The organism is Terrabacter carboxydivorans, assembly GCF_039532035.1.
GTDB lineage: Bacteria > Actinomycetota > Actinomycetes > Actinomycetales > Dermatophilaceae > Terrabacter > Terrabacter carboxydivorans.
The window spans coordinates 24,942-40,271 of record NZ_BAAARE010000029.1 but is presented as its reverse complement, the minus strand read 5'-3'; the positions used below and the strand labels follow the sequence as shown (position 1 = coordinate 40,271).

Sequence of the window (15,330 nt, the reverse complement as noted above, 5' to 3'; positions counted from 1 at the left end):
TGACGAACGAACCGCAGCTCTTGCGCCATGGCTGGAGCACTACAACACTCGACGACGCCACACCGCCCTCGACGGGCTCCCGCCGTCCAGCCTCCTGTCACCAACCTGCTGACCGAGTACACCTAGGATGGGGCGCGAACCACGCATGCACGCACGACCGGACGAGGGGAGGGTGACGCACGTGCAGGGAGTCGGACCCGGATCGGTCCTCGGCGGCCGCTATGCCGTCACGCTTCGCACCTCCGAGGGCGCCCACCACGAGCGGTGGCGCGCCAACGACCACACCCTCGAGCGCGAGGTCGTGCTCGTCTGCTTCCCCGCGGGAGCGTCCGTCGCCGCCGCGGCGCTCGACGCCGCCCGACGCGCAGCCGGCATCGAGGACCCCCGACTCGTGCGGGTGCTCGACGTCGGCACCGACCAGGGCGTCGGCTTCATCGTCGAGGAGCCGCTGACCGGCGCCGCCCCGCTCTCGCACCTGCTGCAGGGCGGCGGCCTCTCGCCCGACGAGGTCCGCCGCATCACCGGAGAGGCCGCCACGGCCCTCGACAAGGCGACCCACCGGGGCCTGCACCACCTGGCCCTCAGCCCCAGCACGGTCCTGCGCATGCCCGACGGCGCCGTCAAGGTGCGCGGTCTCGCCACCGAGGCGGCCCTGACCGACGCCGACCGCCTCTCCGACGAGCGGGCCTCGCGCGCCGACGCCGTCGGCCTCGTCAAGATCGCGTATGCCGCACTCACCGGTCGCTGGCCCATGGTGGCCGTCGACAACGGCCTCATCCCGGCCGGCGCTCCCGTCGGCCTCGAGGCAGCACCGACCATCGTCGGCGGCGTGGCCGCGCCCTCCGAGATCGCCGTGGGCGTGCCCAACGACCTCGACCTCATCTGTCGCATGACGCTCGGCAGCGGGCGCCGCGGCCCCGTGTCCCCGGGCGACCTCGCGCTGCAGATCGCCCCGTGGCCCACCGAGATGGCGACGTCCGACGGCGCCACCGGCATGCGCCTGCGTGGTCGTGACGACCGCGAGGGACTCGAGCCGACCCGCGTCCTGCCCTCGATGGGCGCCGGGGTGGGTGCCGGCGTGGGAGTCGGTGTCGCTGCCGGTGCGGCCGGCGCTGCCGCCGGTGACGGCACCGACACGGTCTTCTTCGACCGCCTCCCCGACGACGGTTCGGCCGCCACGGGGGCGACCACAGGGGCCACCACGAGCTCACCGTCGGCCGAGCGGCTCCAGGGCGGCATCGCGGCCGCCGGCGCGGCCGCCGCAGCAGCGGCAGGCGTCGCCGGCGCCATCGGTGACCGCGTCGGCTCCTTCGCCCGGGCCGCCGCCGACAAGGCTGCCGCGCGGGCCGCCGAGCGCCGCGCCTCGCGCGACGAGCAGCTCGACGAGTTCGACGACGACTTCGCGGGCGAGCGCATCGGCCTCGTCGACGCCCTCGATGAGGCGCCGGCCACGCGCCTCGAGCCGCCCGTCCCGGTCTTCGGGCGTGAGGCTCCGGAGGCCCCGAGCGGCACCCAGTCCCGCATCGCGCTGGCCATCGTCGGCGCCCTCGTCGTCCTCGCGCTCGTCATCGGCATCAGCAACGTCATGAAGATCGGCAAGCATGACGGCGTCGCGGCCCCCGTGACGGAGACCAAGACCCGTGCCGCGAGCTCCAGCGCCGCGCCCAGCGCGACCACCACCCAGGCGCCGTCGGCCACGACCCAGGCGCCGCCGGCCGCACCGGTGACGGTCGTCGGTGGCACCGGCTTCGACCCGGAGGACGGCACCGAGTCCGACCAGAACGTCAAGCTCACCTTCGACGGCAACCCCGGCACCGAGTGGCGCTCCCGCTGGTACGGCACGCCCACCTTCAACGGCAAGAAGGCCGGCGTCGGCGTGCTGCTCGACCTCAGCGCCCCGACCGCCGTCAAGGAGGTCACGCTCGTCCTCGGCGCGCCGCAGGACGTCACCGTCTACGCCACCGACTCCGGCTCGACCAAGTCGCTCGACGGCGCCCAGACCGTCGGCTCCAAGCAGAACGCGTCCGGCACCGTCGTCATCACCGCCCCTGCCGGACTCAAGCCGGCGAGCAAGCTCCTCGTCCTCATCACCAAGGCGGCCCCGGCCGAGGCCGCCAACCACTACCGCGCGCAGATCAGCGAAGTGACGGTGCGCTGACCGTGAGCCCGGGGGACGCCGCTCCGGTCGCCGATCTGAGCGACCGGGAGCTGCTGGCACTGCACGTCGACGGCGACGACCATGCCTTCGCCGAGCTCTTCCGCCGTCACAAGGACCGGATGTGGGCGGTCGCCCTGCGCACCGTGCGTGACCCGGAGCTGGCCGCCGACTGCGTGCAGGACGGCTTCATCGCCGCCTTCCGGCGCGCCGACTCCTTCCGTGGCGAGGCCGCCGTCACGACGTGGCTGCACCGCATCGTCGTCAACGCCTGCCTCGACCGGCTGCGCCGCCGCAAGCCCACGGCCGAGCTGCCGGAGTACGAGCTCGCCGACCGGCACGACCACCACGCCTCCACCGAGGTGCGCCTCGACATCCAGGAGGCCCTCGCCAAGCTCCCCGAGGGACAGCGTGCGGCGCTCGTGCTCGTCGACATGCACGCAGTGCCCGTCGCCGAGGCCGCGGTCATCCTCGGCGTCGCCGAAGGCACCATCAAGTCCCGCTGCGCCCGTGGCCGGGCGGCCCTCGCCCAGCACCTGGGCCTGACGCCGGGCGTGCGTCCGGTCGAGCGCGACTGACCTGCGTCTCCCTGGGCCCGCCCAGAGGTTCATCCTCGGCCCACCCAGAGCCCGGCGGGCCCCGGCCCCGGAGCGTTCCCACACAACAATGGTTGAATCCGGTGGAACCCGACGGCCACAGGGGGCCGTCGAATCCACGGAGACCGGCATACCCCTGCCTGCCCGTACGACCACTGCACTCTGCCCGAAGGACCACATCGGTGGACGAGTCCCCCACTCCCCCTGAGCACGAGATCGAGGACGACGGTCCCGAGCCCCGCCTCGACGCCGACGTCGACGCCCGGGTGCGCGCCCTCCTCGCCGGCGCGCCCGACCCCGGTCCGATGCCCGACCGGGTGTCCGAGCGCATCGAGCAGGCCCTGCTCGATGCCGCCCGGCTGCGCGTCGACCCCGGTCCGCTCCTCGCCGCCGACGGCCACCCGAACGGGAGCCACGGCGCGAGCCCTGACAGCCTGACCGGCGGCACCGGCGGCACGGGTGGTGGCACGGTGCTCGCGATGCCTTCACGGACCGAGCGGCCCAAGCCGATCTACCTGGTCGCCGCGGTCGCCGCGGCAGCGGCCGTCGTCGCGGTGGGAGCCTCGGCCCTGCACGTCACCAAGCGTCCCAACGGTGCAGCGGCCGTCGGCGACACCTACAGCTCCGGCTCCGGGGCGTCCCCGTCGGCCGCCGGGCCGTCGGGGAGCCCGTCGACCCCCTCGGCGGGCCTGCACATCCAGCTCAGCACGACGGCATACGCCAGCGGCACCCTCGCGGCCCAGGCGCGGACCCTGCTCGAGCACCCCGGCGAGCCGATCCGCGACCTCGCCGCGGAGTCACCGGGCATCGGTCCGATCGCCACGCCCATCGGACTCGAGGCCTGCCTCGAGGAGATCGGGGCCATCGGCGCCGCGAATCCCTCCCCCGAGGCGGTCTCGGCCGACGTGGCGACCTTCGACGGGCGGCCCGCGGTCGTCGTCGTCGTGACCCGGTCCGGCGCCAGCACGGCCTGGGCCGTCGAGCGCAGCTGCACCACCGGCGCGCCCGGACTGCTCAAGGGCGCCACGCCCGTCCCCTGAACCCCTGCGGGCCCTCTGGGCTCTCCCGGCGCACCTGTCCCTCCGCGAGAGCCGCAGCACCCGCGAGGCCCGGCTCGGGCTGACGGGCACGGGAACAACGACCACCTAGGATCGGTTGAGGCCTATGCGGCTCGCGGGTCCCGCAGCACCGGCACCAGCCGGACGACGAGCGGGACGAGCGGCCACGACACGAGAAGCGTCACGAGGAGCAGCCCCCATGTCCCGACCGGACACCGTCCGCAACGTCATCATCATCGGCTCCGGCCCCGCCGGCTACACCGCCGCCGTCTACGCCGCCCGCGCGAACCTCGAGCCCCTCGTCTTCGAGGGCGCCGTGACCGCCGGTGGCGCGCTGATGAACACGACCGAGGTCGAGAACTTTCCCGGCTTCAAGGACGGCATCATGGGGCCCGACCTCATGGACGGCATGCGCGCCCAGGCCGAGCGCTTCGGCGCCGAGCTCGTCACCGACGACGTCACCGCCGTCGACCTGTCCGGCGAGATCAAGACCGTCACCGACGGCGAGGGCACCGTCCACCGCGCCCGCTCGGTCGTCCTGGCGATGGGCTCGGCCTACCGCGAGCTCGGCCTGCCGCGCGAGAAGGAGCTCTCGGGCCACGGCGTCTCGTGGTGCGCCACCTGCGACGGGTTCTTCTTCCGCGACCAGGACATCGCCGTCGTCGGCGGTGGCGACTCGGCCATCGAAGAGGCGACCTTCCTGACGAAGTTCGCCCGCACCGTCACGATCATCCACCGCCGCGACGCCCTGCGCGCGAGCAAGATCATGGCCGACCGCGCCCACGCCAACGACAAGATCCGCTTCGCCTGGAACTCCGAGGTCGCCGAGATCCACGGCGAGGGCAAGCTCTCCGGCGTCACGCTGCGCGACACGGTCACCGGTGAGACCCGCGACCTCGAGATCACCGGTCTCTTCGTCGCGATCGGCCACGACCCCCGCAACGAGCTGCTGACCGCGGCCGCCGACGGCGCCGGGCGGGTCGGGCTCGACGACGCCGGCTACGTCCTCGTCGACGGGCGCTCGACCCGCACCAACGTGCCCGGGGTCTTCGCCTGTGGCGACCTCGTCGACCACACCTACCGCCAGGCCATCACCGCCGCGGGCTCCGGCTGCGCCGCCGCCCTCGACGCCGAGCACTACCTCGCCGCGCTCGAGGACACCTCGACGCCCGCCGAGGCCGCTGCCGAGGCCGCCGTCATCGACGAGACGGACTCCGGCGAGATCCCCGACACGCGGGCCACCGTCGGCGCCGACGCCTAGCCTCGAGCCAGCCGGCCCGTCCCGCACCACCTCCGCATCCGCCGCACCCCGCCACCCACGACAAGGAGCCTCCATGGCACTGAAGAACACGACCGACGCCACCTTCGCCGACGACGTCCTCATGAGCGACAAGCCCGTGCTCGTCGACTTCTGGGCGACGTGGTGCGGCCCGTGCCGCAAGGTCGCCCCGATCCTCGAGGAGATCAACGAGCAGTACGGCGACAAGATCGAGGTCGTCAAGCTCGACACCGACGCCAACGTCGACACCGCCGCCCGCTACGGCGTGGTGTCCATCCCCACGCTCAACGTCTACGTCAAGGGTGAGGTCGTCAAGACCATCGTCGGCGCGCACCCGAAGCCCAAGCTGCTGCGTGAGCTCGAGGAGTTCCTGGGCTGACGTCTGCGTGGTCGAAGCGCACGTTGGGGTGGTCCGCTGTCATGGCGCCACCCCTTCGGCGTACTACGCTGCTCACGGCGCCCGACCACTCCCGACAGAACGCACAGCCCACCGCGACCCGTTCGGAGCTCTCCGAGGAAAGGAGCCGAGATGACCCCCCAGCAGTCAGTCGTGCTCCGGCGCGGTGACTCCGGCCCCGCCGTGGCGGCCGTGTGCGAGCGACTCGCCCTCTCCGGCGACTTGCCCGGCGGCTCCGGCCACACCGACCGGTTCGGTGACGCCGTCTACGACGAGCGGGTCGAGCAGGCCGTCAAGTCCTTCCAGCAGCGTCGCGGGCTCATCGTCGACGGCGTCGTCGGACGGTCCACGTATGCCGTCCTCGACGGCGCGCGGTGGGCGCTCGGTGACCGGGTGCTGCGCTACGTGCCCGAGCACTTCATCGAGGGTGACGACGTCGTGGCCCTGCAGTCCCGCCTCGCCGAGCTCGGGTTCACCCCGGGCAAGGTCGACGGGCTCCACGGGCCCAGCACCGACTCGGCCCTGCGCGCCTTCCAGGCGGCCGTGGGACTCGTTCCCGACGGCACCGTGGGCCCCGAGACGATGCGCGCCTTCGCGGGCCTGCGACGCTCCGTCAGCGGCGGCTCCGCCAACGCCCTGCGCGAGCGCGAGCACATCCGTCGCGGCGGCTACAGCCTGAGCGGCCGTACCATCGTGCTCGACCCCGGCCACGGCGGCGGGGACTCCGGGGCGCACGGTCACCAGGGGCTCGTCGAGGCGCGGCTCGCCCTCGACCTCGCGCGCCGCATCGAGGGTCGGCTCTCGGCGCACGGTGTCAGCGTCGTCTTCACCCACACCGAGGTCACCGACGGCGGCACCGACGAGGAGCGAGCGGCCTTCGCCAACTCGTGCGACGCCGACCTCGTGCTGTCGCTGCACACCGACCACTCGGCCTCCGCCTCGGCGCACGGCGCATCGACCTACTTCTACGGCCACCCCGACAGCGCGGCCCACGGCGACTGGTCGGTCATCGGCGAGAGCTTCGCCGACCTCCTGCTGCGCGAGGTCGTGGCGCGCACGGGCCTGACCGACTGCCGGTCGCACGCCCGCACGTGGCCGCTGCTGCGCCGCACACGCATGCCGGCGGTGCGTCTGGACTTCGGCTACCTCAGCCACGAGGGCGATGCCGCCTCGCTCGCCAACGCGCAGATCCTCGACCACGTCGCCGAGGCCGTCGTGGTGGCCCTCCAGCGCGTCTACCTCGGCGAGGCCGACACCTCCCGCACCGGCGTCCTGCGCCTCGACGACCTCCGTCGCCACCTCGAGACGATGCGCGGGCAGCACGTGTCGGCCGACCGCACGGTGGGCTGACCCCGCACCGTCACCGCGTCCTGGTCCTGACCGAGCCGTGTCCCGGGAGACCGGTCCGGTCAGCGGCGCTCAGTCGTGGTCGGAGCCGCGGTGCGACACGTGGGCGTGGCTGTGGCCGTTCGGGTGGGTCTCCGGCACCGGCCGCGCTCCCGGCACCCACGACAGGGCACGTGACAGCGCCGCCGCGGCCTCGTCGCGCAGCGTCACGACGGTGCGCAGGTCCATCCGGAGCCGGGGGTATGCCGGGTGGTCGCGCTCCAGCCGGAAACCGACCTTCTCGAGGAAGGCCACGTCGAGCACGCAGGCGTGGCGCGAGACCGCGAGCGGGCGCGCACCCACGACCTCGAGCGTGCGCACCCGGTGGTGCAGGGCCTCCTTGGCAGCCGCCTGCACCAGGGCCTTGCGCAGCCCCCGGTCCGGCTGACCGGGCAGCGTCACCGCCGTGACCAGCATCAGCGTCGAGGGGTCTCCCGGGGCGGTGGGGAAGGCCGCCAACCGCGGGACGTGGCGCGCGGGCGCGACGATGACGTGCCCTGCCGGCGACCCGTCGACGTAGGCGATGCGTCCCGGCGGCCCCCAGTCGGCGGTCACTGCGTCGACCCACTCGGTGAGCTGCTCGAGCGGCTCACGGGGGTCGCTGTGCCCGTTGCGCGGCACGGTCTGCCAGAACGTGCACGGCGCGCAGGCGCCGACGAGGTCGCCCACGCGGTCGGACGTCAGGGGTCGGAGCTCACGCATCGTGTCTGCTCACCGCCCTCATGCTCCCCATTCTGACCCGGAGTCCGGCCCCAGCACCATGACCCCGCCCTCCTGTGGGTCGCGCGACACCAGCACGGCGCTCCGGGTCCACGCGGCGCACCGAATTAGGGTGGGCGCATGAGCGAGCCGGGAACGTACGTCGAGAAGAGCTTCAAGCGCGACACGAACTACATCACCACCCGCATCACCGCCGACGGTCGCGACGGCTTCCCCGTGGAGTCCGGGCGCTACCGGCTCGTCGTGGCGCGGGCCTGTCCCTGGGCCAACCGCGCGATCATCGTGCGCCGTCTGCTCGGCCTCGAGGATGCCCTGTCGATGGGCATCTGCGGCCCGACGCACGACAAGCGGAGCTGGACCTTCGACCTCGACCCCGGCGGCCTCGACCCGGTGCTCAAGATTCCTCGCATCCAGGACGCGTACTTCAAGCGTGACCCCGAATATCCCCGTGGCATAACGGTGCCCGCGATCGTCGACGTGCCGACGGGCGCCGTCGTGACGAACGACTTCAAGCAGATCACCGTCGACCTCGAGACCCAGTGGCGCGACTTCCACCGCGAGGGTGCGCCCGACCTCTACCCCGAGGCCCTCGCCGACGAGATCGAGGCGGTCAGCGAGCCGATCTACCGGCATGTCAACAACGGCGTCTACCGCTGCGGCTTCGCCGGGACGCAGGAGGCCTACGACAAGGCCTACCGCCGGCTGTGGGAGAACCTCGACCTGCTCGAGGAGCGCCTGTCGACGCGCCGCTACCTCGTCGGTGACCACATCACCGAGGCCGACGTCCGTCTCTTCACGACCCTCGTGCGCTTCGACCCCGTCTACCACGGCCACTTCAAGTGCAACCGCAGCAAGCTCATCGAGATGCCGGCGCTGTGGGGCTATGCCCGCGACCTGTTCCAGACCCCGGGTTTCGGCGACACCGTCGACTTCACCCACATCAAGCGGCACTACTACGTCGTGCACTCCGACGTGAACCCCACGGGTGTCGTGCCGCTCGGTCCTGCGCTCGAGAACTGGGCGACGCCGCACGGACGTGAAGCGCTCGGGGGATCCCCCTTCGGTGAGGGGACACCACCCGGTCCCGCGCGCGAGGTCGTCCCGCCGGATCACAACCCGGTCCTCTCCCTGCTGGACAGCTGACAGGACGGGGAGCGGATTCCGTTGCAGTGCGGTGGAATCCGCTCTACTGTCCTCGAAACACGTTCAGCTGGTGAAGAACTCGGCGAGAGCAGGTGCCAGCGTCGAGGCTGGGACGTGGTGGAACTCGCCCGGCAGCTCGATCGCCGTGGCGTTCGGAAGGGCCTCGGCGAGCACCTCAGCAGAGTCGTGCAACCACGGCATGGCCGTGCCGCTGCTGCACACCGTGAGGAACGGGATCGTCACTCGTGCAAAGGTTTTCGCCGGGAGGTCCTGCTCGTCGCCGCCGAGACAGAGGCCGTCGTACTTGACGGTGTAGGTCATCGCCAGCATCGGCTCCCACATGGGGCTGTCCTTGAGACCGTCGACCATCTCGTCCGGCATTCCGACGGCCTCGCCGTTGAAGAAGCGCAGGATTCCCTCCCGGTCGCCTGCCGCCTCGAAGGCCTCGAGGCGCTCGATGTAGTCCTTCGGTGGCGGTGGCCAGGCAGCGGTGCGGTACGGCACCTCGAGGACCGACGCCCTGGTGAGTGGCGCACCTGCTGCGGCGGCCTCGATGACGAGCGCGCCACCGGAGGAGACGCCGAAGGCGTGGGCAGGAGAACCGGATTCGCCTGCAGCGCTGATGACTGCGGTCAGGTCGTCGACCTCCCGCGAGACGGTGTACGGCTGGGTGTCCCCGCTGTCGCCCCTGCCCCGGCGGTCGTACGTGACTCCGGTCAGTCCCTGCTCACCCAGTGCCTGCGCGAGATCGCGGAAGGCTCCTCGGTCACAGAAGGCGCCGCCCACGACGACCGCGACAGGTCCTGACCCATAGGCCTCGTAGGCGATCGTCGTTCCGTCCGCGGACGTGGTCCGCTCGATCTGGTCGATCCGGTTCATCTCCGGCTCCCTCGTGGGTGCGACCCGCCTCTCGGGTCCTCATGGTTGCGTCGAACGGCGGCGGCGCTTCTCGACAGGTCGTGTCCGTCGATCTCAGTGCCTGGTGTTCGCCTCCCCCGGTCAGGTCTCCTCGGGTCCTCAGGACCGCTTGCGGGAGAAGACCTCACGCTGCTCGGCCTCCGGCACGGTTGCCATGTAGTCCATGACCGCCTCCGAGAGTGCCGGCCAGGTGTCGTGCTGGGCGATGGGCACGACCGTGCCGACGACCTGGTCGGCGTGGACCTCGACGAGGTTCCACGACTGGGGCCCGTCGACCGCCATGAGCAGCTCGCGTGGTGCACCGACGTCGTCGACGTAGCTGACCCCGCCGGCGACGAAGACCGGGACCCCACCCAGGGTGCCGAAGCTCGTGACGTGCAGATGTCCGCTGAGGACGGCGCGGACGTCGCTGCCGTCGATCACGCCACGAAGCCTGTCCACGTCGTCGAAGTCGAGCAGCTGCATCACGGGAGAGCGGTAGGTGATCGGGGCATGGTGGATGACGAGGACCGTCCCGTGGTCGGCCGGGTCTGCGAGTTCCCTTGCCAACCAAGCGAATTGGTCGTCCGAGAACCCTCCGTGGTGATAGCCGGGCACGGCTGAGTCGATGGCGATGATGCGCAGCCCGTTGACGACAGTGACCGTGTCCTGAGGTTCGTCCGTGTCGACGCCGTGCAGCGCACGGGCCAGCGGCCGGCGCTCGTCGTGGTTGCCACCGGTCAGCACGAGGGCGCAGCCGAGCCGCTCCGTCACCGGCTCGACGATCTCGCGGAGCAGGGCGTAGGCCTCAGGGTCCCCGGTGTCGGCGAGATCGCCAGAGATGACGAGGGCGTCGAAGCGCTCTCCGCTGCCCTCGACCCTGGACAGGGCCGCGCGCAGCTGCGCCTCGGTGTCGATGTGACCCCCCAGGAGTCCCCCACCGGCGATGAGGTGCGGGTCGGAGAGGTGGGCGATGACGTGGGTCGGCGCGGGGCGGGGGCCCGTCAGGCTCATGGCGCCAGCCTAGGGCGACGCAGCGGCTGAGTGGGGTGTCGAGGTGCCGTCCGGCTTCCCTGGTGCGAGGCTGGAGTCGGAGGTCCCCATGCCGATGCCCCGTGCAGTGACGCAACTGAACAAGAAGTACGTCAACAAGGTCCTCGTGCACCTCACCGGACACGGGTGGTTCGTCGAGCTCGAGCACGTGGGGCGTCGGTCGGGTCGGACCTTCCGGGTCCCCATCATGGCCTTCGACCACGGGGATGCCGTCACGGTGGCCCTGACGTACGGGCCGGGCGTCGACTGGCTCGCCAACCTACGAGCAGCCGGTGGAGGTCGCATGCACCTGCGCGGCGAGCTGCTGACCCTCGGTGCTCCGGTCACCGTTCCCGAGGTGGAGGGGCGGCGACGGGTGCCACAGCCGCCACGGGCCATGCTGCCGGTGCTCGGGTGCCACGACTTCGTCGAGATCCCCGTGCTGTCACGCGAGCCGTTCCACGCCTGGTGAGACCGTCCCCCGGGAGCGACTGCAGCTTGTCCAGTCCGGTCAGCGGCGCACCTGGCAGCTGGGGCACCAGTAGAGCCTGCGACCGGCGATCTCCCTCTCCTGCACCGTGTTCGAGCACCTGGGACACGGTTGCCCGGTTCTCTTGTAGACGAGGAAGCGACGCTCGAAGGTGTCTCCGAGCCGCTCACCGGTGAGGCTACGGGAGATCTGACGGCCACGGCCGGAGCGCCTCGCGCGCTCGGCGTCCTCGACCTGGTCGGGCATGGTGATGATCTGCGAGAAGGTGCGTCCCAGTGGCATGAGACGCACGAGGTCATCCCAGATCTCCTGCCAGACCTCCGGTGACACCTCGACGCCGCGGGTGAGGGGGTCGACGGCGAGACGATGCAGCACCTCGCAGCGGTAGACGTTGCCGACCCCGGCCAGCACGGACTGGTCCATGAGCAGCTCGGCCAGCGTGCGACGACTGCGGTGGACCAGCTCCCAGCCGGCCTCCGGACGCTGTCCCCGTCGCAGCGGATCGGGGCCGAGCACGCTCACGATCTCGCGCTGGCGGGCGGTGTCGACGAGCGTGCAGATCATCGGGCCGCGCAGGTCAGCGACGTGATCGGGACCCACGAGACGCAGTCGGACTGCTCCGACGGGGGCCGGGACCGCGCCTCCCACGAGATGTTTCACGGGAAACATGCCGATCAGGCCGAGGTGCACGTGAAGGGTCGCGTCCCCGATGCTGACGAACAGGTGCTTGCCCCAGGCCTGCGCCCGCTCGAGGACGCGCCCGTCCAGTCGCTCGGCATCGGCGACAAACTGGCCCTGAGGGCTGCTCGCCGCAATCTCGTGACCGCGGAAGGCTCGCTCGAGGCGGTCCGCCAGTGCGTGGATGGTGTGACCCTCGGGCATGTGCGTGCCCGTCAGTCGTGGGTCGGCGCCTTGACGCCCATGAGGCCCATGATCCGACGCAGGTCCTCGACCGAGGCGAACTCCACGGTGATCTTCCCCTTGCGCTGTCCCAGAGCGATGGCTACGCGGGTCTCCAGGTGGTCCGAGAGGCCGGACGTGAAGTCGTCGAGCTGCGGGTGACGGCTCCCGGCGCGCGGACGGCGTGCCCGCGGGGCGTCATTCCCCTCCCCCAGGGCGACGAGCTCCTCGACGTTGCGCACCGAGAGACCCTCGGCCACGATGCGTTGGGCCATCCGCTCCATCGCGGCCGCGTCGGCCATGCCGAGCAGCGCCCGTGCGTGACCGGCGCTCAGCACCCCGGCCGCGACGCGGCGCTGCACCAGGGGCGGGAGCTTGAGCAGGCGCAGGGTGTTCGAGATCTGAGGCCGCGAGCGGCCGATGCGCGTGGCGAGCTGGTCGTGGGAGCAGCCGAAGTCGTCGAGCAGCTGCTGGTAGGCCGCGGCTTCTTCGAGCGGGTTCAGCTGGCTGCGGTGCAGGTTCTCCAGGAGGGCGTCACGCAGGAGGTCGTCGTCACTCGTCTCCTTGATGATGGCCGGGATGACGCCCAGCTCCGCGGCCTGGGAGGCGCGCCAGCGTCGCTCACCCATGATGAGCTCGAAGGTGCGACCCTCGGCCTCGGCGAGCTGGTCGGCCGGGATGCGACGCACGACGATGGGCTGGAGCACACCGATCTCGCGGATCGAGTGCACGAGCTCAGCCATGTGGTCCTCGTCGAAGACCGTGCGCGGCTGCTTCGGGTTGGGCCGGATCGAGTCGATGTCGAGCTCGGCGAACTCGGCGCCAGGAACCACGGCGAGACCGCTGGGCGTGCTGCCGCCGGCTTCGACATCAGCATCCGTTGCGCCGACAGGAGCGGCGCTGCCCGTGGTCGAGTCCGGGGTTGCCGCGGCAGTGGACGGTGTCGACTCGCCGGTGGTGCCGTCGCCCGCGGTGGCCGGGGTGGCGGACTCGGGCTGCTTCTGCTCCGTGAAGAAGACGTCGACGGGTCGCCCGGCGCCCCCACTGGGTGCACTCGGGATGAGCGCTCCGAGGCCTCGACCCAGTGCGCGTCGCTTCTCCGCCATCCCACAACCCTTCAACCGTGCAGGGCACGTCCGTCGCGCCCTGCGTCAGTCTAGGTGCTCGGTGCACGTGACCCTCGTAGCGCCTGCCGGATGTCGGGACTGGCGAGACTCAGCAGAGATGGACCGATCCGGTGTTTCACGTGGAACCTCACCGCTATCTGACAGCGAGACACCTCCAACAGGCCGTCGGCGAGGCCCCGGCAAGCGGCGTGCTCGCGCACTGGCGCCCGCATCACCGAGGGCGCGACCTCCCGGGGCATGCAGCCTCCCGAGCGGGCCGACCCAGGTAGCGCCGCTGGGACGGTGAACCCGATGGGAAGGGAGAGTTTCACGTGAAACAGGGAGTGTGGGGAGCAGGCCGGCCGAACGCGCTTCGTGAGACGAGTGTGCCAGGCGTCGAGCCGCGCGTTTCACGTGAAACCCGCGACGTGGAACCTAGGCAGAGGCCGACGTTGTTCCACGTGAAACAGGGCCGACACCAACGGTGCCGGCCCTGCGGAGAGCGTTGAGCCCTCGAAGTGGAGGATGACCGTCAGGTGCGACCTTCCGCACCGCGGTCGGCCATCTCCCCCGCCGCTTCGAGGTAGGCGAGGGCGCCACTGCTCGCCGGGTCGTAGGTCATGACCGTCTCTCCGAAGCTGGGCGCCTCCGAGACTCGCACGGAGCGGGGCACCGTCGTGCGCAGCACCTCCTGCGGGAAGTGCTCGCGCACCTCGTCGGCAACCTGGGCCGAGAGACGGGTGCGACCGTCGTACATGGTGAGCAGGATCGTCGAGACGTGCAGCGCCGGGTTGAGGTGGCGCTTGATCAGGTCGATGTTCTTCAGCAGCTGGGAGAGCCCCTCGAGGGCGTAGTACTCGCACTGGATCGGGATGAAGACCTCGCTCGCCGCCACCATGGCGTTGACGGTCAACAGGCCGAGGCTCGGCGGGCAGTCGATGAGGATGTAGTCGAACTCGTGCCCGCTCTCCGTCGCGGCCGCGATGGCCTTCTGCAGGCGGGACTCGCGTGCGACGAGCGACACGAGCTCGATCTCCGCACCGGCGAGGTCGATGGTGGCCGGGGCACAGAAGAGGTGGTCGACCGTGGTGCAGGGCTGAATGACGTCGAGCAACGGGGTGCCGTCGACGAGCACGTCGTAGATCGAGGGCACCTCGGCGTGGTGGTCGATGCCCAGCGCCGTGCTGGCATTGCCCTGGGGGTCGAGGTCGATGACGAGCACCTTGAGACCCGACTGCGCCAGGGCAGCCGCGACGTTGACCGTCGTCGTCGTCTTGCCGACGCCGCCCTTCTGGTTGGCGACGGTCAGGACGCGCTGCGACGCCGGCTTGGGGAACTGCCGGCCGGTCAGCTGGATGCGCCGCCGGGCGTTGTCGGCGAGCTCGCGCGCCAGGGGCGTGTCGGTGCCGGGGGTCGGCAGAGCTGCTGCCAGCGCTTCACGGTCGGCGTGGTCGTGCTCGAGCTGGGTCATCGGGCTGGCGTCATCCACAACGTTGTCCCCAGCCTCGAAAGCATCCGTTCCCCGTTCAAAGTGCGGCTTGGCGGTGGCTTCGTCCACCGCTTTGTCCACAGGCTCCAGAGGCGCATCGGGGTCGGTCGCCACGGCCTCGGCAACCGCCGAGACAGCCTCCGAGACTCCAGGTCCATCGCTGCCCGCGTCCTCGGAGTTGCCGCCAGTCTCGGTAACGTCGAGGCTGCCGGCCGTCTCGGAGGCGTTGTCGGCAGCGACTTCGGTGTCGGCAGGGCCGCCGACCTCGGCGGTGCCCAGCACCGGCGAAACCACGGAGTCGTCGGCGTCCGTGCCCTCGCGACCCGAGAGGTCGCGCGCCGCAGGGGCGGGCTGGGATTCAGCCTCGTCCGCGTCAGTGCGGTCGGGAGTCGCCTCAGGCGCCTGCGTCGTCTCCGCGACCGGTGCCTGCTCCCCCAGCCCCGTGCCTGCCGCGGACGTGTCGACGAGGGCCGCGGGATCTGCAGGAGACGTCGCGGTGGCCTCCTCGGACTGCGCGCCCACCGGCTCAGCCGCACTCTGGGCGGCAGCGGGCACGTCTGCCGTTTCACGTGAAACGCCCAGCATCCGTGCCAGCCACCCGAGGCGGCGGTGCTCCGGCCCGGGCTCCGGTTCGCTCGGCCAGCCCAGGTTGGTCGACATCGTCACAGGGAGTGCACCTCCG

General features: G+C 71.4%; 15 protein-coding genes. 9 read left to right on the top strand and 6 right to left on the bottom strand.

Translation table 11 applies throughout. The features are described 5' to 3' along the window. The 7 genes from ABD297_RS21635 to ABD297_RS21605 form a co-directional block, all read left to right on the top strand. A partial coding sequence (locus tag ABD297_RS21635; RefSeq protein ID WP_344254714.1) for an integrase core domain-containing protein occupies nt 1–112 on the top strand: 112 nt, incomplete at its 5' end. A gap of 60 nt (nt 113–172) precedes the next feature. Then, entirely contained in the window at nt 173–2,158 is a 1,986-nt protein-coding gene (locus ABD297_RS21630; protein WP_344257202.1) for a protein kinase family protein, read from the top strand. Between the two features lie 2 nt (nt 2,159–2,160). Further along, on the top strand, nt 2,161–2,733 hold the full coding sequence (gene sigM, locus ABD297_RS21625; protein WP_344257201.1) for an RNA polymerase sigma factor SigM: 573 nt from the start codon (nt 2,161–2,163) through the stop codon (nt 2,731–2,733). A 200-nt stretch (nt 2,734–2,933) separates the two neighbouring features. After that, on the top strand, nt 2,934–3,791 hold the full coding sequence (locus ABD297_RS21620; protein WP_344257200.1) for a hypothetical protein: 858 nt from the start codon (nt 2,934–2,936) through the stop codon (nt 3,789–3,791). Between the two features lie 217 nt (nt 3,792–4,008). Further along, nucleotides 4,009–5,070, top strand: coding sequence for a thioredoxin-disulfide reductase (gene trxB, locus ABD297_RS21615; protein ID WP_344257199.1), 1,062 nt, complete (start codon nt 4,009–4,011; stop codon nt 5,068–5,070). Between the two features lie 73 nt (nt 5,071–5,143). Next, complete coding sequence (gene trxA, locus ABD297_RS21610; protein ID WP_147068168.1) at nt 5,144–5,467, top strand: thioredoxin; 324 nt, start codon at nt 5,144–5,146, stop codon at nt 5,465–5,467. Nucleotides 5,468–5,617: 150 nt separating this feature from the next. Further along, nucleotides 5,618–6,835 (top strand): N-acetylmuramoyl-L-alanine amidase, encoded by a 1,218-nt coding sequence (locus ABD297_RS21605; protein ID WP_344257198.1) that lies wholly within the window; start codon nt 5,618–5,620, stop codon nt 6,833–6,835. A 69-nt stretch (nt 6,836–6,904) separates the two neighbouring features. Here ABD297_RS21605 and ABD297_RS21600 read toward each other — a convergent pair whose 3' ends face one another. Continuing rightward, nucleotides 6,905–7,573, bottom strand: coding sequence for an N-acetyltransferase (locus ABD297_RS21600; RefSeq protein WP_344257197.1), 669 nt, complete (start codon nt 7,571–7,573; stop codon nt 6,905–6,907). Between the two features lie 138 nt (nt 7,574–7,711). Here ABD297_RS21600 and ABD297_RS21595 point away from each other — a divergent pair, with 138 nt between their 5' ends. Beyond that, a complete protein-coding gene (locus ABD297_RS21595; protein WP_344257196.1) occupies nt 7,712–8,734 on the top strand; it encodes a glutathione S-transferase family protein in 1,023 nt (340 codons plus the stop codon). Between the two features lie 63 nt (nt 8,735–8,797). Here ABD297_RS21595 and ABD297_RS21590 read toward each other — a convergent pair whose 3' ends face one another. Then, a complete protein-coding gene (locus ABD297_RS21590) occupies nt 8,798–9,613 on the bottom strand; it encodes an alpha/beta fold hydrolase (RefSeq protein ID WP_344257195.1) in 816 nt (271 codons plus the stop codon). Between the two features lie 138 nt (nt 9,614–9,751). Further along, a complete protein-coding gene (locus ABD297_RS21585) occupies nt 9,752–10,645 on the bottom strand; it encodes a metallophosphoesterase (protein WP_344257194.1) in 894 nt (297 codons plus the stop codon). Between the two features lie 88 nt (nt 10,646–10,733). Between ABD297_RS21585 and ABD297_RS21580 the strand changes: the two genes are divergently transcribed. Next, nucleotides 10,734–11,135 carry a nitroreductase family deazaflavin-dependent oxidoreductase gene (locus ABD297_RS21580; RefSeq protein ID WP_344257193.1) on the top strand — a complete coding sequence of 134 codons (402 nt, stop codon included), beginning with the start codon at nt 10,734–10,736 and terminating at the stop codon, nt 11,133–11,135. Nucleotides 11,136–11,174: 39 nt separating this feature from the next. Here ABD297_RS21580 and ABD297_RS21575 read toward each other — a convergent pair whose 3' ends face one another. From ABD297_RS21575 to ABD297_RS21565, 3 genes are all read right to left on the bottom strand, one after another. Continuing rightward, nucleotides 11,175–12,035 carry an Fpg/Nei family DNA glycosylase gene (locus tag ABD297_RS21575; protein WP_344257191.1) on the bottom strand — a complete coding sequence of 287 codons (861 nt, stop codon included), beginning with the start codon at nt 12,033–12,035 and terminating at the stop codon, nt 11,175–11,177. An 11-nt stretch (nt 12,036–12,046) separates the two neighbouring features. After that, nucleotides 12,047–13,159, bottom strand: coding sequence for a ParB/RepB/Spo0J family partition protein (locus ABD297_RS21570; protein WP_344257189.1), 1,113 nt, complete (start codon nt 13,157–13,159; stop codon nt 12,047–12,049). A gap of 532 nt (nt 13,160–13,691) precedes the next feature. Further along, nucleotides 13,692–15,308: a ParA family protein gene (locus ABD297_RS21565; protein WP_344257188.1), complete on the bottom strand. Its 1,617-nt coding sequence runs from the start codon at nt 15,306–15,308 to the stop codon at nt 13,692–13,694. Nucleotides 15,309–15,330 lie beyond the last annotated feature (22 nt).